Origin of the sequence: Pseudomonas sp. 1 R 17, from assembly GCF_900067035.1 — a bacterium.
Lineage (GTDB): Bacteria > Pseudomonadota > Gammaproteobacteria > Pseudomonadales > Pseudomonadaceae > Aquipseudomonas > Aquipseudomonas marginalis.
Map to the genome: position 1 here is coordinate 107,791 of NZ_FKLB01000066.1, position 22,751 is coordinate 130,541.

Genomic DNA, 22,751 nt, shown 5'->3' on the forward strand with positions numbered 1-22,751 from the left:
GACTCGACTTGCTCCCGATTGCGGTGGTTCAGTCAAAGTATTCGCGACTGACACACCGTAATCGGGAGCAAGTCGAGTCGTCGCACCGCCCCTCCCACATTTGTTTTTGCAGTGTTCATGAGATCGGGTTAGCGCAGGTTCAGGCTGAACCCCACCCGCGTCAGCCACTCCGCTTCCTGGGCGAAGTCCGCCTGGGTCAGCTGGTTCTCATCCAGCCAGCCTTTGGGGAATACGACATCCAGGCTGTCGCCATTGGCACGCAGGGTTACCTGGGGCATCTGCTGGGTGCCACGAATGTGGTGGAACAGGATCGCGAAGCGCAGCAGCACGCACAGGCGGATCAGCTTGATGCCTTCATCGCCGAACTCGGCAAACTTGTCCTTGGGAATATTGCGACGATGGCCGCGCACCAGCAGCGCGAGCATCTGCTGGTCTTCCCGGGAGAAACCCGCCAGGTCGGAGTGCTCGATCAGGTAGGCGCCGTGCTTGTGGTAGTGGTAGTGGGCGATATCCAGGCCCACTTCATGCACCTTGGCCGCCCAGCCGAGCAGTTCGCGCCATACGCCGTCTTCCAGGTCCCAGTCTTCGGCGACCTGATCGAACGCATGCAGGGCTTTACGCTCCACGCGGGCTGCCTGCTCCTGATCGACGTGATAGCGCTCCATCAGCGAAGTGAGCGTGCGCTCTCGTACGTCTTCATGATGATGGCGGCCCAGCAGGTCATACAGCACGCCTTCGCGCAGGGCGCCGTCACAGTGGTCCATGCGTTGCAGTTCGAGGGCGTCGAAGATCGCCTCGAGAATCGCCAGGCCGGCCGGGAAGATGGTGCGACGGTCGGGCTTGATGCCGTCGAAGTCGATCTTCTCGGCATCCCCCAGCTTGAACAGCTTGCGCTTGAGCCAGGCCAGGCCTTCGGCGTTGACCTCGCCGGTGCCATGGCCGCCGGCCTTGAGCGCCAGGCCGATGGCACGGATGGTGCCGGACGAGCCGATGGCTTCATCCCAGGTCAGGCGGTGCAAGGCGTGCTCGATGCTCATGATCTCCAAACGCGCTGCCGTATAGGCCTGGGCGTAGCGCGCCGGGGTGATCTTGCCATCCTTGAAATAGCGTTGGGTATAACTGACACAGCCCATCTGCAGGCTTTCGCGCAGCAGCGGTTCGAAGCGCTGGCCGATGATGAACTCGGTACTGCCGCCGCCGATGTCCGCCACCAGGCGCTTGCCGGGGGTATCTGCGAGTGTATGGGACACGCCGAGGTAGATCAGGCGCGCTTCTTCGCGGCCGGAGATGACTTCTACGGGGTGGCCGAGGATTTCCTCGGCGCGACGGATGAATTCGCCCCGGTTACGGGCTTCGCGCAGGGCGTTGGTGCCGACGATTCGCACGGCGCCCAGGGGCATGCCGTTGATCAGCTGTGCAAAACGCTTGAGGCAGTCGAGCCCGCGTTGCATGGATTCTTCATTGAGCTGGCGCTCATCGTCGATCCCGGCAGCCAGTTGCACTTTCTCTCCGAGCCGCTCAAGGATGCGGATTTCGCCGTTCTGGGCCTTGGCCACGACCATGTGAAAGCTGTTGGAGCCCAGGTCGATGGCGGCGATCAGGGACAGATTCTTGGCTTGGGATTGCGGCATGGTTTGGGGGTCTCGGTCGATAACCTTGCCATCGTGCCACGATCGATCGCTGGAGCCAACGCGTAGTAACAGAGGATTTTTCCTCGTATACCTATAAGTGCTTTCTGCGTGGCACGTAGGACCGGCCCACAAATGATGTATTACAAAGCCAGAAAGCACTGGATTTTGTACTGGCTATTCTTGGTTTTATTGAGTGTGTCGATAAGTCTTACGCCGTTTTATGTTTGTCCTAACTTGCTGTGTCCCTGTTCGTATACATGGGGTTGTTTTTTAGAGTGGAGATAGGGATCACTCTTACATGAGGTGTCATTTTTTCCGGTTTTATTATTCTCTTGGAATATGAATACTCACGTTCGGCACCTGTCCCGGGTGGTGTTTATAGGTCGGAGCTTCAAGGACGAGATATTCATATGCGCACCAGGCGTGACGCAGGGGAGGTGTTCTGATCATTCAATAACTGGCCAGCCTATGGTCATTGCTATGGATGGAAGTTAGATGAAGAAGAATTACCCAGTAGTGGCGGGCCTATGCCTCGTCGTTGCGAGCCTGACTGTCCAGGCTGCCGATGTACGTGTAAAAGGCGCGATCGCTCCAGCCAGTTGCAGTTTTACACTCACCCGCTCGGTCATTGACTATGGAACTATTCACCCGAGCAGCCTGAGTCCGACAAGTTATACCAAGCTGGATAAGAAGAGTGTTCCCTATACGGTGAGGTGCAGTGGTCAGTCTAAAATAAAAGTGGGTATCAAGAGCGTTGATAATCGAGCTGGCTCGAGAATACCAGGCATGATGCTGGGGCAGTTTGGCGGGAACTATAAGGATCTCTACAATTTTGGTCTGGGGGCCACTTCCAGGGGGCAGAAAATCGGAGGTTATGTAGTGCATCTTCGAAATTCTGTAGCTGACGGCAAGTCGGTAGGGATTGTTAGCTCGGAAAATAACGGCGTACGATGGGAACCAAACAGTACCCAAGCAGTAGGCCACACTGCCAATATAGCCAGTTGGCGTGCGGGGAATGTGTATGCGCCGATATTGGTTAATGCTGTTTCCGGCAATGTTGAAGTTCAAGCCGTCATAAACAAGACGTCCGAACTTGATATGAGCAACCAGATCAACCTGGACGGCCATTTCACCCTGGAGTTGCGCTACCTCTAGGCTTCTCCACACAGGTATCCATGGCGTGCTGACTATGAAGTGTCAATCAGCACGTGTCTCTTTGGCTATTGTCGATGATTGCTATGAAGAAGATTATTTCGTTATCAGGTATGTTTCTCGCTATGCTGGGTTTGAGTGCGCAAGCTGCGGACTTACGAGTGAGAGGCTCCATTGCGCCTGCCAGTTGCAGTTTTACTATTGTTAATTCAACGATAGATTACGGTCGGATTGATCCTAGGTCACTGAGTGCTACTAACTACACCAAACTGGCCAAAAAGGGGACGCCTTACACCGTCAGGTGTGCATCGCCCACGTTTGTTGGTATTAAGGCACAGGATAACCGCGCGTCCAGCAAGGTGCGCGGCATGATGGTGAGTCAGTACAATATTACTTATAACGATGATTTCAATTATGGTCTTGGGTTTACCTCGAAGAATGAAAAAATCGGCGGCTACGTGGTTTTCATGGAAAACAACATTGCCGATGGTAAAACTGTACGGGCTGCGCGGTCTAATAATAATGGCGCGAGTTGGGGGATCACCGATCCTGTCTTGGGGCAGTCAGCCAACGTTGGAAGTTGGCGTACGAGCGCCAGCTATTCGCCGATTAAAATAACCGTCGTCTCGGGGAATTTGAATGTTCAACCAGTGATCAATAAAACCTCTGCGCTGAGCATGAATAACGAAATAAAACTTGATGGCCATACAACCCTGGAATTGGTCTATCTCTAAAAGCTTCCAGGCGATTCAGGTCGGCTTGCAGTCTCTTTGGCGGCAGCCCACCTGATTCGGCGTGTTTCGTTATTGCTGTGAAGGAAGTGTTGATGCTTGTTTCTACAAGAAAAAAATCTATTCTGGCCGGTTGTTTGTGTCTCGGTTTTGTTTTCTGCCGTGCCGCGTATGCAGACGGCATGGAACCGGAAACAACAGTTGTCATTCTCAATGAGGCGGATGGTGAAGTCAGCATCAATGTCACCAATACGGACCCAAGTCCTGCCCTGCTTCATTCAGTTATCGAAGATATACCGGAAGACCCGGAGCCTTTAGCCGTCATTACTCAGCCCGTTGCGCGTGTCGATAGCGGTGAGCGGCAAATGGTCAGGGTTATGGCAATCAATAAGGAGCCTCTCAAAACCCAACGTTTGAAGCGCATTACGTTTGAAGGTATTCCCCAGGCACAACCCGGCTCGGGCGCGACAATTGGTATCAGCCTACGGCAAAACCTGCCGCTCATTCTCCACCCCAAAGGTTTACCCCAACATCATGCACCGTGGGAACTGCTGACCTGGAGCCTTCACGGCAATACCTTGAGCGCACGCAACAACAGCCCCTATGTGGTGCGCCTGGCGGCTGAGGTGGTCTTGAACCCGCAGAAGGTGAATGCGCTTTTGCCGCGTACCTATATCTTGCCGGGCGAAACCCTCAGCGTTGCCGTGGAAAAACGTTCTGCAGCCACGTCGGTCACCCTTATGCCGGCCACGCTCTATGGGTTTTCCGTCGATAGCTACGAGGCTTTGCTCGTAGCGAATCAGCCGTGACCTGCCATGGGAAAAAAAGCCAGCAGGTTTTGTAGCGCCGTACGTGGGCAGCCATCCCGGGCGCCAATAAAACCTGAGGAGGCTTTCAGGCGAAGCGGAATCAGCCTTTCGGTTTGGGCGGTGGTGGTGTCGGGAATGGCCGCTGACGTTTACGCCGCGCCGGCGGCGGTGCTCGGATTTGACCTTGCCACCTTGCAGGCGCGTGGTATCGACCCTTCAGTTGCGCGCTACTTTCAGCAAGCCCCTCGGTTCAGCGAGGGCACGCGCGTCGTCGATTTGACGGTCAACGGTAATCCCATCGGGTTGACTGACGCGCGGTTTAACCATGAAGGCGCGCTGTGTTTCAACCGTGGGCTATTGGATCGGGCGGGGCTGCAGATTCCCTCCACGGTGATCGATAAGCAAGTCTCTGCCGCCCAGGCCTGTCATGACTTTATTGCCGAGTATCCGAAAACGGTAGTGACCTTGCGCCCAGGGCGTGAGGAGGTTGTGCTGGTCGTCCCGACCCAGGCGCTGCGCGACATGCAACAAAGCACTGGTCATTACGCCCGGGGAGGTGCAGCGGCGCTGGTCAACTACGATGTCCAAGGCGTCAATGCCCACTCGCGGGGGGATCGAGGGCGCTTTTTATCCGCTTCAACGGAAATGGGTTTCAATGTGGGCAATTGGATCGTCCGCAGTCGTCAGCTCTATCTCTCCAACGATGAGCGTTCGGCGACTGAGCATCTGTATGCATACGCGCAGCGCGATATCGCTCCCTTGGCTTCGACATTTCAGGCAGGCCAGATATCGGCTGATAGCCCCGTGTTCGGTGGTGTTCAACTGATCGGTGCACAGCTGTTTCCTGACGGAATGGAAAACCGCACCAGCAGCAATGGCGTTTTGGTTGAAGGGCGGGCGCGGAGTCAGTCGCGGGTGGAGGTCCGGCAGTCCGGCGCATTGATTTATACCACTCTCGTCCCGGAAGGGCCTTTCACCTTGCGCAATTTGCCACTGCTCAATGGCACCAGCGACCTCGACGTCAGGGTTATCGAAATCAAGGGGGGGCAACACAGTTTTATCGTGCCGGCCGCCTCGTTCCGTGGATCGGTTCCGATTAAATCGGGATATACCGCTGCAATAGGAAAGGTGCGTGATGTGGATCGAAGGGGCGCCGCCGAACCTCTGTTGGCCATGGCCAGCGGAACGTGGGCGTTAGGGGAGGATACGGCCCTCAGTTCGGGAGTTCAGGGCACGGACAACTACCACTCGGTGGGCCTGGCGTTGGACAGTAGCTTTGACCAGCGGTTTTCACTGGGATTGCGCAATAACCTTTCCCATGACCGTAAGCAAAAGGCACGCGGTTCGCGTAGCGGCGTTTCGTTTGGCAGTACGCTGCCGGGCAACGTCCAGATGAACTTGAGCGCCACTCGCCAGACGTCGGGTTACCGGGATGTGCTCGAAGCTGTTGGCGGCGAGCCCGGCGAGGTACAGGGTGCGCGCGCCAGGCACCAGTACACGGCAGGCTTCAGTTGGTCAGACCCTCAATTGGGTGGCTTCGCTGTCGGTTATTCCCGTTCGACTCATTTCGACAATCGTACTTCCCAGCATATCTACGGCGCGTGGAACAAAAACTTCAGGCACGCCAATGTTGCGGTGAGCATTGACTCCCAGGTAGGTGCGTCAGGCGACTCCAGAGACAAAAATGATGGCTTGGGCATGCGCTTGCAGATCACTGTTCCACTGGGCAGTGACCGCTCCGTGACCTCGACGGTTCGACGCCAAGGGCGTCATGCCGGTATCGGTACAGCCTACAGCGAGCGCGTGAATGACACCCTGAACTACGAGTTAAGGGGCGAACGCGACCTGAGAGGTACCAGCGATCAGTCGGTGGGTGGAACGCTCAACGCGACGTCTCGTTATACCCAGCTCGGCCTGGGGCTCAATCGAGACTCGTCCAGCACGATCTATAGCGTGCAGCTACAAGGCGCCGTGGTTGCTCACGAGCGAGGCCTGACACTGTCTCCCTACCGTGTCGAGGACACTTTCGGTGTGGCGTCGGTGGGGAATATTCCGGGGGCTCGCATCAGTACCCCTCAGGGGCCCGTCTGGACCGACCGCTGGGGAATGGCCGTGATTCCCGGCTTACCCGCTTATCAGGGCAGCCTTGTCGAGGTGGACGGTAAAAGCTTGCCACGCCAGGTTGATCTCAATAATGGCACGAAGATGCTGGAGGTCGGGCGAGGCTCGTTCAGTACGGTCGAGTTTGAGGTCTCGAAGGTTCGCCGGATGCTGGTGCGTGTCAGCGACCCAAGCGGGCAGCCGTTGCCCAAGGGGACGTCGGTGCTTGCCGCCGATAACACGTTCCTGACCACGGTGGTGGGGGACGGAATGATCTTCCTCAACAATATTGAGCATTCCCAGGTACTGACCTTGTCGTCGCCGAATGCGACTCCCTGCAAACTGCAACTCGATCTGGCGGAGCCCAGCTATGACGGCCAACTGTATGAAACCTCCTCGGCAGTCTGTCGTTAAGGCTGCCCTTGCCTCGGGACGCTTTCCAGGCGGGGTGGGATTACTGGCGGGTCTCTTGATGATTGCTGACGTTTCGGCGTCGGAATGCCACCTGTCATTGAGCCGGCCGCAGATCGACTACGGGCCGTTGCGCGTCGACACACAGCCCGGACCCCACGGTGTTTCCATCGGTAGACGCACGGTGCACCTCAGCGTGGTTTGCCCTGAGGCGGCGGTGATTGCGCTGCGTTTCCGCGGTGCGCCAGCCGATGCGCAGGGTTTCAGTTTTGGCCATCACGGGCGCTTTGATCTGAGCCTTCGGCAGGCATTGCTGGATGGCCAGGCCGTCGAACTGGTGTCGATGCACAACCGCACTGAACGAGACGGGCAGCTGCGCCCCGGCGGTGTGCTGGTGCCACTGAGGGCCGGGCAGCCAATCGCCGGTCGAGTCTTTTCGGCTCAGGTGCAGGTCGATACCTATCTAGCGGGCACCCACCCCGCCGTGCGCGATAAAACCCTGCTGGAGGGGGGAGGCCGTTTCGAAATGGTGCCCGATGGCTGGGCGATCAGGCGTGCGCTTCGGTAGTGCCGATGAAGTTCGCCAACTCAGCAGTCTGCGGGTTGGCAAACAATACCTTCGGATCGCCGACTTCATGCACCTTGCCCTGGTGCATGAACACCAGCTTGTCGCCGACTTCCCGGGCGAAGCGCATTTCGTGCGTCACCATGATCAAGGTCATGCCGTCCTTGGCCAGTTGGCGCACCACGCTGAGTACTTCATTGACCAGCTCCGGGTCCAGGGCCGAGGTGATTTCATCGCACAGCAGCACCTTGGGCGACATGGCCAGGGCGCGGGCGATGGCAACGCGTTGCTGCTGGCCGCCGGACAGGCGATCGGGGAACGCGTCGAATTTCTCACCCAACCCCACGCGTTCCAGCATTTGCCTGGCCAGTTGTGCTGCCTTGGCCTTAGGCACTTTCTGCACCACTTGCGGTGCGAGCATGACGTTTTCGCCCACGGTCAGGTGCGGGAACAGGTTGAACTGCTGGAACACCATGCCGACTTTCTGCCGCAGGCTGCGCAGGTCGGCGCGGGCGGCGTCGAGGTATTCGCCATCCACCTCGATCACGCCGTCGTTGATCGATTCCAGGCCATTGAGGGTCCGTAGCAAGGTGGACTTGCCCGAGCCGCTGCGGCCGATGATTGCCACGACCTGGCCTTCTTCAACGGTCAGGTCGATGCCCTTGAGGACGTGGTGATCGCCGTAATACTTATGCAGGGCGGAAATTCTAAGCAGAGGCATGCAATCTCCTTTCCAGGTAGCGCGCACTGAGGGACAAGGGGTAGCAGAGCAGGAAGTAACCGAGGGCCACCAGGCCGTAGACCATGAAGGGCTCGAAGGTGGCGTTGGCGAGCATGCCGCCGGTCTTGGTCAGTTCGGTAAAGCCGATGATTGAAGTGACGGCGGTGCCTTTGACCACCTGCACCGAGAAGCCCACGGTAGGCGCCACGGCGATCCGCAGGGCCTGGGGCAGGATCACGTAGCGCAGTTGTTCAAGCGGGTTCAACGCCAGGCTGGCCGATGCTTCCCACTGGCCATGGGCGATGGAGTCGACGCAGCCGCGCCAGATTTCGGCGAGGTAGGCGCTGGTAAACAGCGTCAAGGCGATCGCGGCCGCCAGCCAGGGCGAAATATCCACGCCGAGCAGGGCAATGCCGAAAAAAACCAGGAACAGCTGCATCAACAACGGGGTGCCCTGGAACAGTTCGATATAGGTGCGCGCAACATTGCGCGCGAATGCCTTGCGGCTGATGCGCATGGTCATCACCAGCAAACCGATCAGGCCGCCGCCGATAAACGCCACGATCGACAGCAACAGCGTCCACTGCAGGCCCGTAAGCAGGTTGCGCACGATGTCCCAGAAGGAAAAATCACTCATCGGCTATTCCTCATCACAAAGCGGCGGCCGATCCAGTTGAGCAACTGGCGAATCATCAACGCCATGCACAGGTACACCAGGGTGGTCAGGGCATAGGTTTCGAACGCGCGGAAATTGCGCGACTGGATAAAGTTGGCGGCAAAGCTCAGCTCCTCGGTGGCGATCTGCGAACACACCGCCGAACCGAGCATCACGATGATGATCTGGCTGCTCAGGGCAGGCCACACCTTGCCCAGCGCCGGCAGCAGCACCACATGGCGAAACGCTTCGAAACGCGTCATCGCCAGCGCGGCGGCGGCTTCCAGTTGCCCGCGCGGGATGGCCTGGATGCCGGCGCGGATGATCTCCGTGGAGTAGGCCCCCAGGTTGATCACCATCGCCAATACGGCTGCTTGCCACTCGGTGATTTTCAATCCCAGGGAGGGCAGGCCGAAGAAGATGAAGAACAACTGCACCAGGAACGGCGTGTTGCGGATCAACTCGACATACACACCGAAGAACCAGGCAAAGGGCTGGATCTTCCACGCCCGCACCACGGCGCCGACAGTGCCCAGGGCGACGCCCAGGATTGCGCCGATGGCCGTCAGCTCAAGGGTGAACAGCGCGCCGCGCAACAGCAGATCGGTATTGGCCAGCACCGGCACAAAGTCGAATTGATAGGCCATCAATCAGCTCCGCTTCAGAGATCAGCAGGCAATGGCTCTTTGAGCCACTGCATCGCGTTCTTTTCCAGGCTGCCATCGGCCTTGGCCGCCACCAGGATCTGGTTGACCTTCTCCAGAAGCGCCGGCTCGTTCTTGTTCACGCCCACGTACACCGGCGAGTCCTTGAGCTTCACTTTCAGCGCCGGCACGCGTTTCGGGCTGCGTTCGCTGATCGCCACCATGACCACGTTGCCGCTGGCGATCAGGTCGACCTGGCCGGCCAGGTAGGCTGCGATGGTGGAGTTGTTGTCTTCGAAGCGCTTGATGGTGGCTTCCTTCGGCGCTACGGCGGTCAGCTCGATGTCTTCGATGGCGCCACGGGTCACGCTGATGGTCTTGCCCTTGAGGTCGTCGGTGCTGCTGATGGCGGCATCAGGCGGGCCGAATACGGCCAGGTAGAACGGTGCGTAGGCCTTGGAGAAGTCGATGACCTTTTCGCGCTCGGGGTTCTTGCCCAGGCTGGAGATCACCAGGTCGACCTTGCCGGTGGTGAGGAACGGGATGCGGTTGGTGCTGTTGACCGGGGTCAGCTCCAGCTTGACCTTGAGTTGGTCGGCCAGCAGTTTGGCGGTGTCGATGTCCAGGCCACGGGGCTTCATGTCGGGGCCCACCGAGCCGAACGGCGGGAAGTCCTGGGGCACGGCGACCTTGAGGGTGCCACGGGCGACGATATCGTCCAGACCGTTGGCCTGGGCGGGTGCCTGGCTCAGCATCAGGCTGGCAAACAGGGCAGTGAGCAGGGCGCTGCAGCGCTTGGTCATGGCAACTCTCCGAGAAGGGCGAAGGAATTTTCTGGATTTGCTCAGTGCACAGCCCATGCCAGTACGGCGCAGATCGTCTGCGAGGCGCGAGTTTGTTGAGCTTTGGTGGTCTTACTGGTCTGAACAGTTGTGCGCGTTTTCGCACCCTTTTCGAGCGTCGGTAAAACTGCGCGAGCCCCTTTGGGGCGTGGCTTGCCGTGGTCCACGAATAGCTTTACAACTAGCCGTTCTGTTGACAAAAACCTCGAGTTTTTTATGAATTCCATCGCCCAAGCCGTACCGGAAGCGGCCCTGCAGGCCATCCGCAAACTGATCAAGGAGCAAGGCTTCGGGCCTGGCGATGTACTGCCGTCCCAGCGCGACCTGGCGGTGCAGTTGGGCGTCAGCCGGGCGTCGCTGCGCGAGGCGCTGTCGTCCTTGAGCGCCTTGGGTGTGGTCAGTGTGCAGCCGGGCAAAGGTGTGTTCGTGCAGGCGGTGGAGGATGCGCCGGGCTTTGCCTGGCCTTTTGCAGCCCAGGCCACGCCGCTCGATATCTTCCAGTTGCGCTATGCGCTGGAAGGGTTTGCGGCGGGTTTGGCGGCGGTCACGTTGACGATCGATGAGCTGGACAGCCTGGAAGACAACGTCGAGGCCATGCGCAAGGTGCTCAAGGCCGGCGACTTCGAGGCGGCCGCACGGCTGGACTTCGAATTCCACCAGCGCATCCTGCTGGCCAGCGGCAACCAGGCGATGGTGAGCATCCTGAGTGCCAGTGCCGAGGTGTTTCTGGAAAGCCAGAAACTACCGTTCATCCGGCCGGAGCGGGCCATGGAAACCTGGCAGGAACATCGCAAAATCCTGCGCGCCCTGGCCCGGCGGGCCAGTGCGTCGGCGCAGAAAACCATGCAGGAGCACGTACGCAACGCGGCGTTGCGCACGGGGATTGCCTTCGTGACTCCCGTGACGCCCTGAGTTGGGCTATGCGCAAACTCATGCGCCATCATAGGAAGACTCAATCAGAGGCGGCTTCCTGAACGGGGGAAGGGCGGCTATGATGGGCAACGTTTTTTTTGCTTACAATCCGGAGACATCCATGAGCAACGATCTTATCAAGCACGTCACCGACGCGACCTTTGAGGCCGAAGTACTCAAGGCTGCTGGCCCGGTGCTGGTTGACTACTGGGCTGAATGGTGCGGCCCTTGCAAAATGATCGCTCCGGTCCTGGACGACATTGCAACCACCTACGAAGGCAAGCTGACCATTGCCAAGCTGAACATCGACGACAACCAGGAAACCCCGGCCAAGCATGGCGTGCGCGGTATTCCTACGCTGATGCTGTTCAAGAACGGCAACGTCGAGGCCACCAAGGTGGGTGCGCTGTCGAAGTCCCAGCTGCAAGCTTTCCTCGACGCCAACATCTAAGCGTCGTCAAAAAGCCCCGCAAATAGCGGGGCTTTTTCGTGAAACAGGGCTAGACGCTCCGAAACTCAGGTGGTACATTCGGCCCCGCACTGGTTTCTCCACTGCCCCCTGCAAGCCGTCGCCGACGCATTCCTTTTCGATTAGTACGCGATCCTGTCGCCTTCTCCGCGGCGCGGCCTCATTAAGCCAAAAGCTTAATTTCCCCCCCTCCATAAATGATTACGTCATTCCTATATGAATCTGACTGAACTCAAGCAAAAGCCGATTACCGACCTGCTCCAACTGGCCGAAGAAATGGGCATAGAAAATATGGCCCGTTCGCGCAAGCAGGACGTGATTTTCTCCCTGCTGAAAAAGCACGCGAAAAGCGGCGAGGAAATCTCCGGTGATGGCGTGCTGGAGATTCTCCAGGACGGCTTCGGCTTCCTCCGCTCTGCAGACGCCTCCTATCTCGCCGGCCCAGACGACATCTATGTCTCGCCGAGCCAGATCCGTCGCTTCAACTTGCGCACCGGTGACACCATCGTTGGCAAGATCCGCCCACCGAAGGAAGGCGAGCGTTACTTCGCCCTGCTCAAGGTCGACACGATCAACTTCGATCGTCCCGAGAACGCGAAAAACAAGATTCTCTTCGAGAACCTGACGCCGCTGTTCCCGACCGTGCGCATGAAGATGGAAGCCGGTAACGGTTCCACCGAAGACCTGACCGGTCGCGTGATCGACCTGTGCGCCCCGATCGGCAAAGGCCAGCGTGGCCTGATCGTCGCACCGCCGAAAGCCGGTAAGACGATCATGCTGCAGAACATTGCAGCGAACATCGCACGTAACAATCCTGAAGTTCACCTGATCGTATTGCTGATCGATGAGCGTCCGGAAGAAGTCACCGAAATGCAGCGCACCGTGCGCGGCGAAGTGGTTGCCTCGACGTTCGATGAGCCGCCGACCCGCCACGTGCAGGTTGCCGAAATGGTGATCGAGAAGGCCAAGCGCCTGGTCGAACACAAGAAGGATGTGGTGATCCTGCTCGACTCCATCACCCGTCTGGCCCGTGCCTACAACACCGTGATCCCGAGCTCCGGCAAGGTCCTCACCGGTGGTGTCGATGCCCACGCCCTGGAGAAACCGAAGCGTTTCTTCGGCGCCGCGCGGAACATCGAAGAAGGCGGCTCGCTGACCATTATCGCCACCGCACTGGTTGAAACCGGTTCGAAGATGGACGAAGTGATCTACGAAGAGTTCAAGGGTACCGGCAACATGGAACTGCCCCTGGACCGTCGCATCGCGGAAAAACGCGTGTTCCCGGCGATCAACATCAACCGCTCCGGCACCCGCCGCGAAGAGTTGCTGACCGCCGACGACGAACTGCAGCGCATGTGGATCCTGCGCAAGCTGCTGCACCCGATGGACGAAGTGGCAGCCATCGAGTTCCTGATCGACAAGTTGAAAACCACCAAGACCAACGACGAGTTCTTCCTGTCGATGAAACGTAAGTAATAACGACGTTTCAGGTCCGAAAAAATGGCGCCCCCAGGGGCGCCATTTTTTTTGTGTCGGTTTTTCGGTCCCTGCAACGGCCAAATGCATCTCGATAAGCTGCCAGCAGCCCTCAGAGCAGGTAGGATGTACGCCTATTTTACGGGTGGCATGGTTAATGAAATTCAAGGATCTTCGGGATTTCGTGCAGCAACTTGAGCAGCGCGGAGAGTTGAAACGTATCCAGATGCCGATTTCACCGGTGCTGGAAATGACTGAGATTTGCGACCGCACCTTGCGTAACAAGGGCCCGGCGCTGCTGTTCGAGAACCCGACCGGTTTTGACATACCGGTGCTCGGCAACCTGTTCGGTACTCCCGAGCGTGTGGCCTTTGGCATGGGCGCCGAGGCGGTCAGCGAATTGCGCGAGATCGGCAAGCTGCTGGCGTTCCTCAAGGAACCCGAGCCGCCCAAGGGCTTGAAGGATGCCTGGTCGAAGCTGCCGATCTTCCGCAAGATCATTGCCATGGCACCCAAGGTGGTCAAGGACGCGGTGTGCCAGGAAGTGGTCATCGAAGGGGATGACGTCGACCTCGCCATGCTCCCCGTGCAAACCTGCTGGCCCGGCGACGTCGGCCCGCTGATCACCTGGGGCCTGACCGTCACCAAAGGCCCGAACAAAGACCGCCAGAACCTGGGGATCTACCGCCAGCAAGTGATCGGCCGCAACAAGGTGATCATGCGTTGGCTGAGCCACCGTGGCGGTGCCTTGGACTTCCGTGAATGGTGCGAGAAGCACCCCGGCAAGCCGTTCCCGGTGTCTGTGGCCCTGGGCGCCGACCCTGCGACCATCCTCGGCGCCGTGACCCCGGTGCCCGACAGCCTGTCCGAATACGCCTTCGCCGGCCTGTTGCGTGGCAACCGCACCGAACTGGTGAAGTGCCGTGGCAATGACCTGCAAGTGCCGGCCACCGCTGAAATCATCCTCGAAGGCGTGATTCACCCCGGCGAGATGGCCGATGAAGGCCCGTACGGCGACCACACCGGCTATTACAACGAAGTCGACAGCTTCCCGGTGTTCACCGTCGAGCGCATCACCCATCGGATCAAGCCGATCTACCACAGCACCTACACCGGCCGTCCGCCAGATGAGCCGGCGATTCTGGGGGTGGCGCTGAACGAAGTGTTCGTGCCGATCCTGCAGAAGCAATTCCCGGAAATCACCGACTTCTACCTGCCGCCGGAAGGCTGTTCGTATCGCATGGCCATCGTGACCATGAAGAAGTCGTATCCCGGCCATGCCAAGCGGGTCATGCTGGGTGTGTGGTCGTTTTTGCGACAGTTCATGTACACCAAGTTCGTTATCGTCACCGACGACGACATCAATGCCCGGGACTGGAACGATGTGATCTGGGCCATCACCACGCGCATGGACCCCAAGCGCGACACGGTGATGATCGATAACACGCCGATCGACTACCTCGACTTCGCGTCGCCGGTGTCGGGGCTGGGCTCGAAGATGGGCCTGGACGCTACCCACAAATGGCCGGGTGAAACGACCCGCGAGTGGGGCCGGGTGATCGTCAAGGATGAGGCCGTCACGGCACGTGTCGATGCGATTTGGAAAGAATTGGGAATAGATTGATGCGTGTAACCCTGCAACCTTCCGGCGCCGTGCTGGAGCTGGTCCCCGGCGAGCGAATCCTCGAAGGCGCGCGCCGCCTGGGCTACGAATGCCCCCAGGCGTGTCGCAATGGCGTGTGCCACGTGTGCGCCGCACTGCTGGTGGAGGGCCGGGTGCAGCAAGCCGGTGAAGTGCGCGACCATGGCGAGTTCTACACCTGCATCGCCGAGCCGCTGGAAGATTGCGTTGTGTTGTGGGATGGCGTGCTGGCGCCGGGAGAGTTGCCGTTGCGCAAGTTGTCGTGCCAATTGAGCGAGTGCGTGGAAGTGGGCGGCGATGTGTGGCGTGTGCGCCTGCGGGCCCCGGCCGGCAAGGCGGTGCGCTACCACGCCGGGCAATACCTGATGATCGAGCGGGAGAATGGCGAGAAGTCGGCATTTTCCCTGGCGTCGGCGCCCCACGCCGGTCGCGAGCTGGAACTGCATGTACTGGCCCGCGAGGACAGCGCGCGCAACTTGCTGGAGCAATTGCAGCGCAACCAGATGGCGCGCATCGAGCTGCCCTTTGGCGACACCCACCTGGCCGAGCTGCCGGACGGGCCATTGGTGCTGATCGCCGCCGGGACCGGCATGGCGCAGATGCACAGCCTGATCGAGCATTGCCGCGCGTCCGGCTTCAAGCACCCGGTGCACCTGTACTGGGGCGTGCGTCGCCCGGAAGATTTCTACGAGATCGAGCACTGGGACCAATGGTTGCAACTGCCCAACCTGTTCCTGCACAAGGTGGTCAGCGACCTGTGTGGCTGGGAAGGGCGCTGCGGCCTGCTGCATGAAGCGGTGTGCGAAGACATTGCCGACCTCAAGGCGGTGCATGTCTACGCCAGCGGTTCACCGGCGATGATCTACGGCACGCTGGATGCACTGGTCGATGCCGGCATGGATGCGCACCAGATGCGCGCCGACGTATTCGCCTACGCCCCGCGGCCCTGACGCAACCGAACTGTGGAGCGGGGCTTGCGCTCGCTCAGAATCGCACTCCGGTCGTGACCATTGCCGCATTGAACCCCAGCAGCACCAGTTCCGCTGCCACCGGCCCGTAATGGGTGCCTACCGACGGGATGATCACCGGCGCCACACCGAAACGGTTGAGGGGGATCTTGTCACGGTATTTGCCGCGATAGCCCTGGATCGCCCCGCCTGTGACCTTCAGGTACACCGCAGAGTCGGTTATCTCATAGCGCTTGCCTGCGTAGACGTAGTAGGAGCGCTGGCTGAAAGAGTTGCGAAACGTCGCCCCGCCATACACCAATCCTGATGCCTCATTGCGCTCCAGGCCGATCAGGTCCTGGTTGTTGTTGTGGTCTTTGTCCGGCGCGAAGTGCCGGGTATAGACGCTGGTCTGCGCGTACCAGAAGCCTTTGTCGTCCTCGGCAGGCGGTGTTTCGCCAGCCAGTGCGGTGGTGGCCTGGGCCAGGAACAGCAGGCCAGGCAGTCGAAATTTCTTCATGGGTGCGACCTCGATAGGCGGTTTGATGGGCGGCTAGGTGGGTCGTGGACGTGCGCGCCAGTTTGACGGCTTGGCGTGCTCCCAGGCTGAACCGGGGCTGAAAGTAGCCGGATTGCCCTGTGCAATCCTGACGAAAGGGCGTCGGGCTTATGCATTCGCTTATGCTTTAAAGGTATTTAATTTGTTACATAAATATCTTTAAGCTATATCTCAACGGACTACCGATTTTCTTCCAATAACCATTAACTGACCGCCACCGCCCGCCAGCCGGATCGATCTTGCGAACTCAGAACACTGACGTTCTGATTCTTGATTCAAAGGGGAGCGGTATGGGGAGCTACACGCAACACGCGCTGTACACAGCGATTTTGTCGGCTAATTTGCTGGCCGCTGTGGGCTTCAATCCTGTCCTGGCGGCCGAAGCGCCCGCCACCGATGCACCCAAACTCGACACCGTGATCGTCACCGGCACCCGCGCCCAGGAGCGTACCGCCAGTGCTTCGCTGTCTCCGATCGATGTGATTTCCGGCGATAGCCTGCGCAGCACGGGCTCTGATGAGTTGGGGGCGGTGCTGGCGCGCCTGATTCCGTCGATCAACTTCCCGCGCCCAAGCCTGGTGGATGGTGCCGAACTGGTGCGCCCTGCGCAGTTGCGCGGCCTGTCACCCGATCAGGTGCTGGTGCTGGTCAACGGCAAGCGCCGCCACACCAGTGCCTTCGTCAACCTGGGCGGTGCGGTGGGCCGTGGGTCGGCACCGGCGGACCTGAACGCGATCCCGCTGTCGGCGGTGGACCATATCGAAGTGCTGCGTGACGGTGCGTCCGCCCGCTACGGCTCGGATGCGATTGCCGGGGTGATCAACGTGATCCTCAAGCACGCCGACCATGGCGGTTCGATCTCCACCAAGTTCGGCGAATACAAGAAGGGCGATGGTATCCAGCGCAATGTCAGCGGCAATACCGGCCTGGCACTGGGCGACAACGGTTTTATCAACCTGTCGGCCGAAGGGGCCGATAACGATTACACCAACCGTGCCGGTAAAGACTTCCGGCCTGGCAGCGTTGGCTCTACCACTTACGGCCAGCAGGTGTTCCGCCAGGGTGAGCCGGCCACCAATGAAGGCAAGTTCCAGTTCAACTCCGAATATTCCTTCAACGATGCGGCCGAGTTCTACACCTTTGGCGGCTACAGCAAGCGGCGCGGCGAGACGGCGGCGTTCTACCGGGCGAGTAATGCGTCCAACAACATCCCGGCGCTCAACCCCAACGGTTACCTGCCGCTGATCAAGGGCAACCTTGAAGACACCTCATTGGTGGTGGGCCTGCGCGGTTTGCTGGCCTACGACTGGCATTACGACCTGTCGGCCAACTATGGCAAGAACGAGTACGCACTCAGCACCGAAACCATCAACACCTCCCTGGGCCTGGCCACGCCGCGCAAGTTTGACAATGGCACCCTGAGCAACGACCAGAAGCAAGTCAGCCTGGACCTGTCCCGCGAGTTCGACGTGGGCTGGCTGCCTTACCCGGTGTCCGTGGCGTTTGGCGGTGAATACCTGCACCAGGGTTATGAAATCGAGGCGGGCGAGCCGGCCTCCTACTTCCAGACCGGCAGTTCCGGACTGGGTGGTTTCCGTGATGCCGACGCGGGCACCAGCACGCGCCACAACTGGGCCCAGTACCTGGACCTGGAAACCAACTTCACCGAAAAACTCAGTGCCTCGGCGGCGGTGCGCCATGAGGACTACAGCGATTTTGGCTCGAATGTCAGCGGCTCGCTGTCGGCCCGTTATGACTTCACCCCGCAGGTGGCTGTGCGCGGCAGTGTTTCCAACGGTTTCCGCGCGCCGTCCCTGGCCCAGCAGAACTTTGCCTACACCTCATCGCAGTTGATCGGCAGCACCATCCAGGAAGCCGGCACCTTCCCGGCCAACAGCCAGGTGGCGCGTTTACTCGGCGCCGAAGACCTCAAGGCCGAGAAGTCGCGCAACTACAGCCTTGGGCTGGTGCTGGAGCCGGCCGATGACCTGACGGTGACGGTGGATGTGTACCGCATCGACATCCGTGACCGTATCAGCCTGTCGTCCAACCTCGGCATAAACGCGGCGACGCGCGCCTATTTGCAGGCCAACGGTGTCGGCAATATCGACTACACCACCGCCCGCTACTTCACTAACGCCACCGACACCAGCACCGACGGCGTCGACCTGGTCGCCAACTATCGCTATCAGTTCGACAGCGGCATCCGCTGGAACAGCACCGTGGGCTACAACTACAACCACACCAAGGTGACGGATGTGAAGGCCAACCCGGCCATCCTCGACAGCCTGGGCGCGAACCTGGTGCGCGTGGACCGCCGCGAGCGCATCGGTTTGCTGGGGGATACCACGCCGCAGCACAAGCTGAGCCTGGGTAACGACTTCACTTACGGCCATTGGGCCCTGCACAGCAACCTGGTGCGCTATGGTGAATTCACCAGCTACCAGGCGGACAAGGTCAACGACCAGACCTTCAAGGCGGCCTGGGTGCTGGACCTGTCGGCGGACTACAGGCTGAAGAATTGGACCTTCACCCTGGGCGGCGACAACGTCACCGATAAATACCCGGAGAAGGTCAACGCCTTCGCCAGCAGTGGTGGCAATCTGGCCTATAGCACTTTTTCGCCGTACGGTTACAGCGGCGCGTTTTATTACGGTAAAGTTGCTTACAACTGGTAACACACAGGAGGCGTACCGCTTTTCGCCATGACCGCCATTGAATCCGATCTTCTGCAATTGGCTTACCCTCCGCGGCTCGATCTGGGGCCGCAACTCACTCACGAACAGTTAATGAGCTCGATGCAGGCCACCATGGGCCGGCACAAGGGTGGCCCGGTCTGGCTATTTGCGTATGGTTCGCTGATTTGGCGCCCGGAATGTTCGTCGACTGAGCGGGTGCGGGCACGGGTCCACGGTTATCACCGGGGCCTGTACCTGTGGTCCCACGAGCATCGGGGCACGCCGGAGTTGCCGGGCCTGGTCTTTGGCCTGGATCGCGGAGGCTCGTGCAGCGGCTTTGCCTATCGCTTGCCGGAAGATCAACTGGAGGCTTCGCTTTACGCCTTGTGGCAGCGCGAGATGCCTTACCCGTCCTACCGGCCGCACTGGCTCAGTTGCCGCCTTGAAGATGGCAGCCAGGTGCAGGCGTTGGGGTTTGTGTTGGAGCGGCACTTGCCCAGCTACGCCGGCAACCTGCCCGATATCGTGCTGAACCACGTGCTGCAAAGCGCTTGCGGGCGTTACGGCACCACTCGCGATTATGTCGAGCAGACCGTCAACGCCCTGCGTAGCCACGCCATGCCAGATAAAAACCTGGAGGCGCGGCTCAAGCGTTGTGCCAAGGATTGCTCAGGCGATTAACGCGCCGAGCTGACGCTGTTGGTGTGCCACAGCGTTGGGATCAGGAACGCGATGGCCAGCAGGCATGCGCCGATCAGCAGCACGAAACCACCGTCCCAGCCGAAATGGTCCACGGTGTAGCCCATGGCCGCACTGGCTGCCACCGAACCGCCCAGGTAGCCGAACAGACCGGTGAAGCCCGCAGCCGTACCGGCGGCTTTCTTCGGTGCCAGTTCCAGCGCCTGCAGGCCGATCAGCATCACCGGGCCGTAGATCAAAAAGCCGATCGAGAACAGCGCGATCATGTCGACCATCGGGTTGCCCGGCGGGTTGAGCCAGTACACCAGGGTCGCCACGGTCACCAGCGCCATGAACACGATGCCGGTCAGGCCACGGTTGCCACGGAAGATCTTGTCCGACATCCAGCCGCACAACAGCGTGCCCGGAATACCTGCCCACTCGTAGAAGAAGTACGCCCAGGACGATTTATCCACCGTGAAGTGCTTGGCTTCCTTGAGGTAGGTCGGTGCCCAATCCAATACGCCGTAACGCAGCAGGTAGACGAACACGTTGGCGAAGGCGATGTACCAGAGCATTTTGTTGCGCAGCACGTACTTGACGAAGATTTCCTTGGCGCTGAATTCGTCTTCGTGGCTGGCGTCGTAGCCTTCCGGGTAATCATTCTTGTACTGCTCGATCGGCGGCAGGCCCACCGATTGCGGGGTGTCGCGCATGGTGATGAAGGCAAACGCCGCCACCGCCAAGGCCACCGTGGCCGGTACATAGAACGCCGCATGCCAGTCGTTGAACCAGGCCATGCCCAGCAGGAACAACGGGCCGATCAGGCCGCCGCCGACGTTGTGCGCCACGTTCCACACCGACACCACGCCGCCGCGTTCTTTCTGCGACCACCAGTGCACCATGGTCCGGCCGCTGGGCGGCCAGCCCATGCCCTGGGCCCAGCCGTTGATGAACAGCAAAATGAACATCATGGTCACGCTGGACGTCGCCCAAGGCGCGAAACCGAAAATGAACATTACCCCGGCCGATACCAGCAGGCCGAAGGGCAGGAAGTAACGCGGGTTGGAGCGGTCGGACACCAGGCCCATGAGGAACTTGGACAGGCCATAGGCGATCGCAATGGCCGACATCGCCAGGCCCAGCTCACCTCGGGTGTAACCCTCGTCGATCAGGTAGGGCATGGCCAGGGAGAAGTTCTTGCGCAGCAGGTAATACCCGGCATAACCGAAGAAAATACCGGCGAAGATCTGCCAGCGCAGCCGTCGGTAGGTACTGTCGATTTTTTCTTCAGGCAGAGGCGCCTGGTGTGCGGCAGGACGAAAGAAAGCAAACATTCAAGAGCTCCAAATTTCTTGTTTTGACTGCGGATGCGAATGTTACAGTTTCGTTACCGAAAATAGCATTGCCTCTTATGCGCAAACACAGGAAATGAGAGCAATTGCATGTTCTCTTATGAACATGTCGTAAATGGATACGTGTGGGTCGTTATCGATTTTAAGACCGCAGGAGAACAAATGTGGGAGGGGGCTTGCCCCCTCCCACATTTGATTGCATTTCAGATCGGTTAGCGGGTCTGGACGACGACCTTGCCGACGGCCTTGCGCTGGCCGAGGTCATTGATCGCCTGGGCAGCCTGCTCCAGCGGATACACCTGCGACACCAACGGCTTGAGCTTGCCCTCACCGAACCAAGTGAACAGTTGCTGGAAGTTCGCCGCATTGTCCTGGGGCTGGCGCTGGGCGAACGAGCCCCAGAACACCCCGACCACCGCCGCACCCTTGAGCAGCGCCAGGTTCACCGGCAGCTCCGGGATGCGCCCGCTGGCAAAACCCACCACCAGCAGGCGGCCGTTCCAGGCAATCGCGCGAATGGCTTGGTCAAACAGGTCGCCGCCCACCGGGTCGTAGATCACATCGGCGCCGTTGCCGTCGGTCAGGCGCTTGATCTCGTCCTTGAGGTTGGCTTCGTTGTAGTTGATCAACTCATCGGCGCCGGCGGCCTTGGCCACGGCGAGTTTGTCGGCGCTGCTCGCGGCGGCGATCACCCGCGCGCCCATGGCCTTGGCGATTTCCACGGCGGCCAGGCCCACGCCGCCGGAAGCGCCGAGGACCAGCAGGGTTTCGCCGGGTTGCAGGTTGGCGCGTTGTTTGAGCGCGTGCATCGAGGTGCCGTAGGTCATGCTGAAGGCGGCGGCGGTGTTGAAGTCCATGCTCGGCGGGATCGGCAGCACGTTGTAGCCTGGCACCGCGACCTGTTCGGCGAAGCTGCCCCAGCCAGTGAGCGCCATGACCCGGTCACCGACTTTCAGGTGGCTGACCTTTTCCCCCACTTCGCTGACCACCCCCGACGCCTCGCCACCCGGCGAGAACGGGAAGGGCGGCTTGAACTGGTATTTGCCCTCGATGATCAGGGTATCGGGGAAGTTGACCCCGGCGGCATGCACGTCGAGCAGGATTTCGTTCTTCTTGATCGTGGGGCTCGCGACGTCTTCCAGCACCAGGGTTTCGGCGGGGCCGAAGGCTTTGCACAGCACAGCTTTCATCGGGCTATTCCTTTTGGTGTCGTGGCCGATAAGTGTAGGAGGGTAGGCCTGCGGGTCAACGAGCATGCTCGGCCCTGATAAGTCGCCATAAGCTTGTGCTCTGCCTTGCTAGCGTTATGCTACCCGGCAACCGAATGTGAGGAATGAACTGTGAAAGCGTGGATCCTATTGATGCTGGCCCTGACCTTGCCGATGGCAGCCCAGGCCGAAGAAGCCAAAGAAGGCGAGGCGCCGAAGGTCAGTTACATCAGCCTGAGCCCACCGTTCGTGGGTAACTACGGCCTGGATGGCACAGCCAAGCTCAAAGTGTTCAAGGCCGACATCGCCCTGCGCGTGACCGGCGAAGAAGCCGCCAAAGCGGTCAAGGCCAACGACGCATTGATCCGTAACCAGTTGGTCGCGCTGTTCACCCAGCAGACCAACGAGGCCATGAGCACGGTCGACGGTAAGGAGAAGCTGCGCCAGGAAGCCCTCAAGCAAACCCAGCAAGTGATGAACGACGAGACGGGCAAGCCCATGGTGGAAGATCTGCTGTTCAATAACCTGATCATTCAGTAACGCGCTGCCCCGTAGCAGCTGCCGAA

Annotated in this window: 21 protein-coding genes; 13 read left to right on the forward strand and 8 right to left on the reverse strand. The window is 59.7% G+C overall.

The window, feature by feature from the left end; translation table 11 throughout:
- Positions 1-128: 128 nt before the first annotated feature.
- Positions 129-1,631, reverse strand: a complete 1,503-nt coding sequence (gene ppx / locus BFP99_RS28360) for an exopolyphosphatase (RefSeq protein WP_027608352.1) — start codon at positions 1,629-1,631, stop codon at positions 129-131.
- A 495-nt stretch (positions 1,632-2,126) separates the two neighbouring features.
- Between ppx and BFP99_RS28365 the strand changes: the two genes are divergently transcribed.
- The 5 genes from BFP99_RS28365 to BFP99_RS28385 all read left to right on the forward strand — a co-directional run bounded on the left by BFP99_RS28365 (position 2,127) and on the right by BFP99_RS28385 (position 7,402).
- Positions 2,127-2,786 carry a DUF1120 domain-containing protein gene (locus BFP99_RS28365; RefSeq protein WP_065926662.1) on the forward strand — a complete coding sequence of 220 codons (660 nt, stop codon included), beginning with the start codon at positions 2,127-2,129 and terminating at the stop codon, positions 2,784-2,786.
- Positions 2,787-2,869: 83 nt separating this feature from the next.
- The gene (locus BFP99_RS28370; protein ID WP_161985716.1) at positions 2,870-3,517 is read left to right on the forward strand and encodes a DUF1120 domain-containing protein; all 648 of its coding nucleotides are present in this window, start codon (positions 2,870-2,872) and stop codon (positions 3,515-3,517) included.
- A gap of 92 nt (positions 3,518-3,609) precedes the next feature.
- Positions 3,610-4,323 carry a fimbria/pilus chaperone family protein gene (locus BFP99_RS28375; RefSeq protein ID WP_074847951.1) on the forward strand — a complete coding sequence of 238 codons (714 nt, stop codon included), beginning with the start codon at positions 3,610-3,612 and terminating at the stop codon, positions 4,321-4,323.
- A 135-nt stretch (positions 4,324-4,458) separates the two neighbouring features.
- Complete coding sequence (locus BFP99_RS28380) at positions 4,459-6,837, forward strand: fimbria/pilus outer membrane usher protein (protein ID WP_065948756.1); 2,379 nt, start codon at positions 4,459-4,461, stop codon at positions 6,835-6,837.
- Between the two features lie 58 nt (positions 6,838-6,895).
- Positions 6,896-7,402, forward strand: a complete 507-nt coding sequence (locus BFP99_RS28385; protein WP_083221267.1) for a hypothetical protein — start codon at positions 6,896-6,898, stop codon at positions 7,400-7,402.
- Here the strand turns inward: BFP99_RS28385 and BFP99_RS28390 are convergent.
- The 4 genes from BFP99_RS28390 to BFP99_RS28405 are packed head-to-tail and all read right to left on the reverse strand — an operon-like array spanning position 7,383 to position 10,222.
- Positions 7,383-8,120 carry an amino acid ABC transporter ATP-binding protein gene (locus BFP99_RS28390; RefSeq protein ID WP_027608358.1) on the reverse strand — a complete coding sequence of 246 codons (738 nt, stop codon included), beginning with the start codon at positions 8,118-8,120 and terminating at the stop codon, positions 7,383-7,385. The genes BFP99_RS28385 and BFP99_RS28390 overlap by 20 nt on opposite strands.
- A complete protein-coding gene (locus tag BFP99_RS28395; RefSeq protein ID WP_065926657.1) occupies positions 8,107-8,757 on the reverse strand; it encodes an amino acid ABC transporter permease in 651 nt (216 codons plus the stop codon). Before BFP99_RS28395 ends, BFP99_RS28390 begins: the two co-directional genes overlap by 14 nt.
- Positions 8,754-9,422 (reverse strand): amino acid ABC transporter permease, encoded by a 669-nt coding sequence (locus tag BFP99_RS28400; RefSeq protein ID WP_017736949.1) that lies wholly within the window; start codon positions 9,420-9,422, stop codon positions 8,754-8,756. Before BFP99_RS28400 ends, BFP99_RS28395 begins: the two co-directional genes overlap by 4 nt.
- Positions 9,423-9,436: 14 nt before the next feature.
- A complete protein-coding gene (locus tag BFP99_RS28405; RefSeq protein WP_027608360.1) occupies positions 9,437-10,222 on the reverse strand; it encodes a transporter substrate-binding domain-containing protein in 786 nt (261 codons plus the stop codon).
- A gap of 255 nt (positions 10,223-10,477) precedes the next feature.
- Between BFP99_RS28405 and BFP99_RS28410 the strand changes: the two genes are divergently transcribed.
- The 5 genes from BFP99_RS28410 (at position 10,478) to BFP99_RS28430 (ending at position 15,710) form a co-directional block, all read left to right on the forward strand.
- A complete protein-coding gene (locus BFP99_RS28410; RefSeq protein ID WP_065926656.1) occupies positions 10,478-11,173 on the forward strand; it encodes a FadR/GntR family transcriptional regulator in 696 nt (231 codons plus the stop codon).
- Between the two features lie 121 nt (positions 11,174-11,294).
- Positions 11,295-11,624: a thioredoxin TrxA gene (gene trxA / locus BFP99_RS28415; protein ID WP_015886460.1), complete on the forward strand. Its 330-nt coding sequence runs from the start codon at positions 11,295-11,297 to the stop codon at positions 11,622-11,624.
- 234 nt (positions 11,625-11,858) lie between these two features.
- Positions 11,859-13,118: a transcription termination factor Rho gene (gene rho, locus BFP99_RS28420; RefSeq protein ID WP_003176825.1), complete on the forward strand. Its 1,260-nt coding sequence runs from the start codon at positions 11,859-11,861 to the stop codon at positions 13,116-13,118.
- A gap of 157 nt (positions 13,119-13,275) precedes the next feature.
- The gene (gene ubiD / locus BFP99_RS28425; protein ID WP_027608362.1) at positions 13,276-14,742 is read left to right on the forward strand and encodes a 4-hydroxy-3-polyprenylbenzoate decarboxylase; all 1,467 of its coding nucleotides are present in this window, start codon (positions 13,276-13,278) and stop codon (positions 14,740-14,742) included.
- Complete coding sequence (locus BFP99_RS28430) at positions 14,742-15,710, forward strand: CDP-6-deoxy-delta-3,4-glucoseen reductase (RefSeq protein ID WP_065926655.1); 969 nt, start codon at positions 14,742-14,744, stop codon at positions 15,708-15,710. The genes ubiD and BFP99_RS28430 overlap by 1 nt, the downstream gene beginning before the upstream one ends.
- Positions 15,711-15,744: 34 nt before the next feature.
- Here the strand turns inward: BFP99_RS28430 and BFP99_RS28435 are convergent, their stop codons facing one another.
- Entirely contained in the window at positions 15,745-16,227 is a 483-nt protein-coding gene (locus BFP99_RS28435) for a sn-glycerol-3-phosphate transporter (protein WP_065926654.1), read from the reverse strand.
- Positions 16,228-16,556: 329 nt separating this feature from the next.
- Between BFP99_RS28435 and BFP99_RS28440 the strand changes: the two genes are divergently transcribed.
- Together BFP99_RS28440 and BFP99_RS28445 are read left to right on the forward strand one after the other, a co-directional pair.
- Complete coding sequence (locus BFP99_RS28440; protein ID WP_065926653.1) at positions 16,557-18,944, forward strand: TonB-dependent receptor plug domain-containing protein; 2,388 nt, start codon at positions 16,557-16,559, stop codon at positions 18,942-18,944.
- Between the two features lie 27 nt (positions 18,945-18,971).
- Positions 18,972-19,625 (forward strand): gamma-glutamylcyclotransferase, encoded by a 654-nt coding sequence (locus BFP99_RS28445; RefSeq protein ID WP_065926652.1) that lies wholly within the window; start codon positions 18,972-18,974, stop codon positions 19,623-19,625.
- Here the strand turns inward: BFP99_RS28445 and glpT are convergent.
- Positions 19,622-20,959, reverse strand: a complete 1,338-nt coding sequence (glpT, locus tag BFP99_RS28450; RefSeq protein ID WP_065926651.1) for a glycerol-3-phosphate transporter — start codon at positions 20,957-20,959, stop codon at positions 19,622-19,624. The genes BFP99_RS28445 and glpT overlap by 4 nt on opposite strands.
- Positions 20,960-21,189: 230 nt before the next feature.
- A complete protein-coding gene (locus tag BFP99_RS28455; protein WP_065926650.1) occupies positions 21,190-22,167 on the reverse strand; it encodes an NADPH:quinone oxidoreductase family protein in 978 nt (325 codons plus the stop codon).
- A 150-nt stretch (positions 22,168-22,317) separates the two neighbouring features.
- Here BFP99_RS28455 and BFP99_RS28460 point away from each other — a divergent pair, with 150 nt between their 5' ends.
- The gene (locus BFP99_RS28460) at positions 22,318-22,725 is read left to right on the forward strand and encodes a flagellar basal body-associated protein FliL (RefSeq protein WP_027608369.1); all 408 of its coding nucleotides are present in this window, start codon (positions 22,318-22,320) and stop codon (positions 22,723-22,725) included.
- Positions 22,726-22,751: the final 26 nt, after the last annotated feature.

What these genes read in the sequence shown, in the direction of transcription:
- rho (WP_003176825.1), top strand. Translation starts at nt 11,859, where the DNA reads ATGAATCTGACTGAACTCAAGCAAAAGCCGATTACCGACCTGCTCCAA.
- ppx (WP_027608352.1), bottom strand. Translation starts at nt 1,631, where the DNA reads ATGCCGCAATCCCAAGCCAAGAATCTGTCCCTGATCGCCGCCATCGAC.
- BFP99_RS28380 (WP_065948756.1), top strand. Translation starts at nt 4,459, where the DNA reads ATGGCCGCTGACGTTTACGCCGCGCCGGCGGCGGTGCTCGGATTTGAC.
- BFP99_RS28445 (WP_065926652.1), top strand. Translation starts at nt 18,972, where the DNA reads ATGACCGCCATTGAATCCGATCTTCTGCAATTGGCTTACCCTCCGCGG.
- BFP99_RS28430 (WP_065926655.1), top strand. Translation starts at nt 14,742, where the DNA reads ATGCGTGTAACCCTGCAACCTTCCGGCGCCGTGCTGGAGCTGGTCCCC.
- glpT (WP_065926651.1), bottom strand. Translation starts at nt 20,959, where the DNA reads ATGTTTGCTTTCTTTCGTCCTGCCGCACACCAGGCGCCTCTGCCTGAA.
- BFP99_RS28400 (WP_017736949.1), bottom strand. Translation starts at nt 9,422, where the DNA reads ATGGCCTATCAATTCGACTTTGTGCCGGTGCTGGCCAATACCGATCTG.
- BFP99_RS28395 (WP_065926657.1), bottom strand. Translation starts at nt 8,757, where the DNA reads ATGAGTGATTTTTCCTTCTGGGACATCGTGCGCAACCTGCTTACGGGC.
- trxA (WP_015886460.1), top strand. Translation starts at nt 11,295, where the DNA reads ATGAGCAACGATCTTATCAAGCACGTCACCGACGCGACCTTTGAGGCC.
- BFP99_RS28390 (WP_027608358.1), bottom strand. Translation starts at nt 8,120, where the DNA reads ATGCCTCTGCTTAGAATTTCCGCCCTGCATAAGTATTACGGCGATCAC.
- BFP99_RS28435 (WP_065926654.1), bottom strand. Translation starts at nt 16,227, where the DNA reads ATGAAGAAATTTCGACTGCCTGGCCTGCTGTTCCTGGCCCAGGCCACC.
- BFP99_RS28405 (WP_027608360.1), bottom strand. Translation starts at nt 10,222, where the DNA reads ATGACCAAGCGCTGCAGCGCCCTGCTCACTGCCCTGTTTGCCAGCCTG.
- BFP99_RS28440 (WP_065926653.1), top strand. Translation starts at nt 16,557, where the DNA reads ATGGGGAGCTACACGCAACACGCGCTGTACACAGCGATTTTGTCGGCT.
- BFP99_RS28410 (WP_065926656.1), top strand. Translation starts at nt 10,478, where the DNA reads ATGAATTCCATCGCCCAAGCCGTACCGGAAGCGGCCCTGCAGGCCATC.
- BFP99_RS28385 (WP_083221267.1), top strand. Translation starts at nt 6,896, where the DNA reads ATGATTGCTGACGTTTCGGCGTCGGAATGCCACCTGTCATTGAGCCGG.
- BFP99_RS28375 (WP_074847951.1), top strand. Translation starts at nt 3,610, where the DNA reads ATGCTTGTTTCTACAAGAAAAAAATCTATTCTGGCCGGTTGTTTGTGT.
- ubiD (WP_027608362.1), top strand. Translation starts at nt 13,276, where the DNA reads ATGAAATTCAAGGATCTTCGGGATTTCGTGCAGCAACTTGAGCAGCGC.
- BFP99_RS28370 (WP_161985716.1), top strand. Translation starts at nt 2,870, where the DNA reads ATGAAGAAGATTATTTCGTTATCAGGTATGTTTCTCGCTATGCTGGGT.
- BFP99_RS28365 (WP_065926662.1), top strand. Translation starts at nt 2,127, where the DNA reads ATGAAGAAGAATTACCCAGTAGTGGCGGGCCTATGCCTCGTCGTTGCG.
- BFP99_RS28455 (WP_065926650.1), bottom strand. Translation starts at nt 22,167, where the DNA reads ATGAAAGCTGTGCTGTGCAAAGCCTTCGGCCCCGCCGAAACCCTGGTG.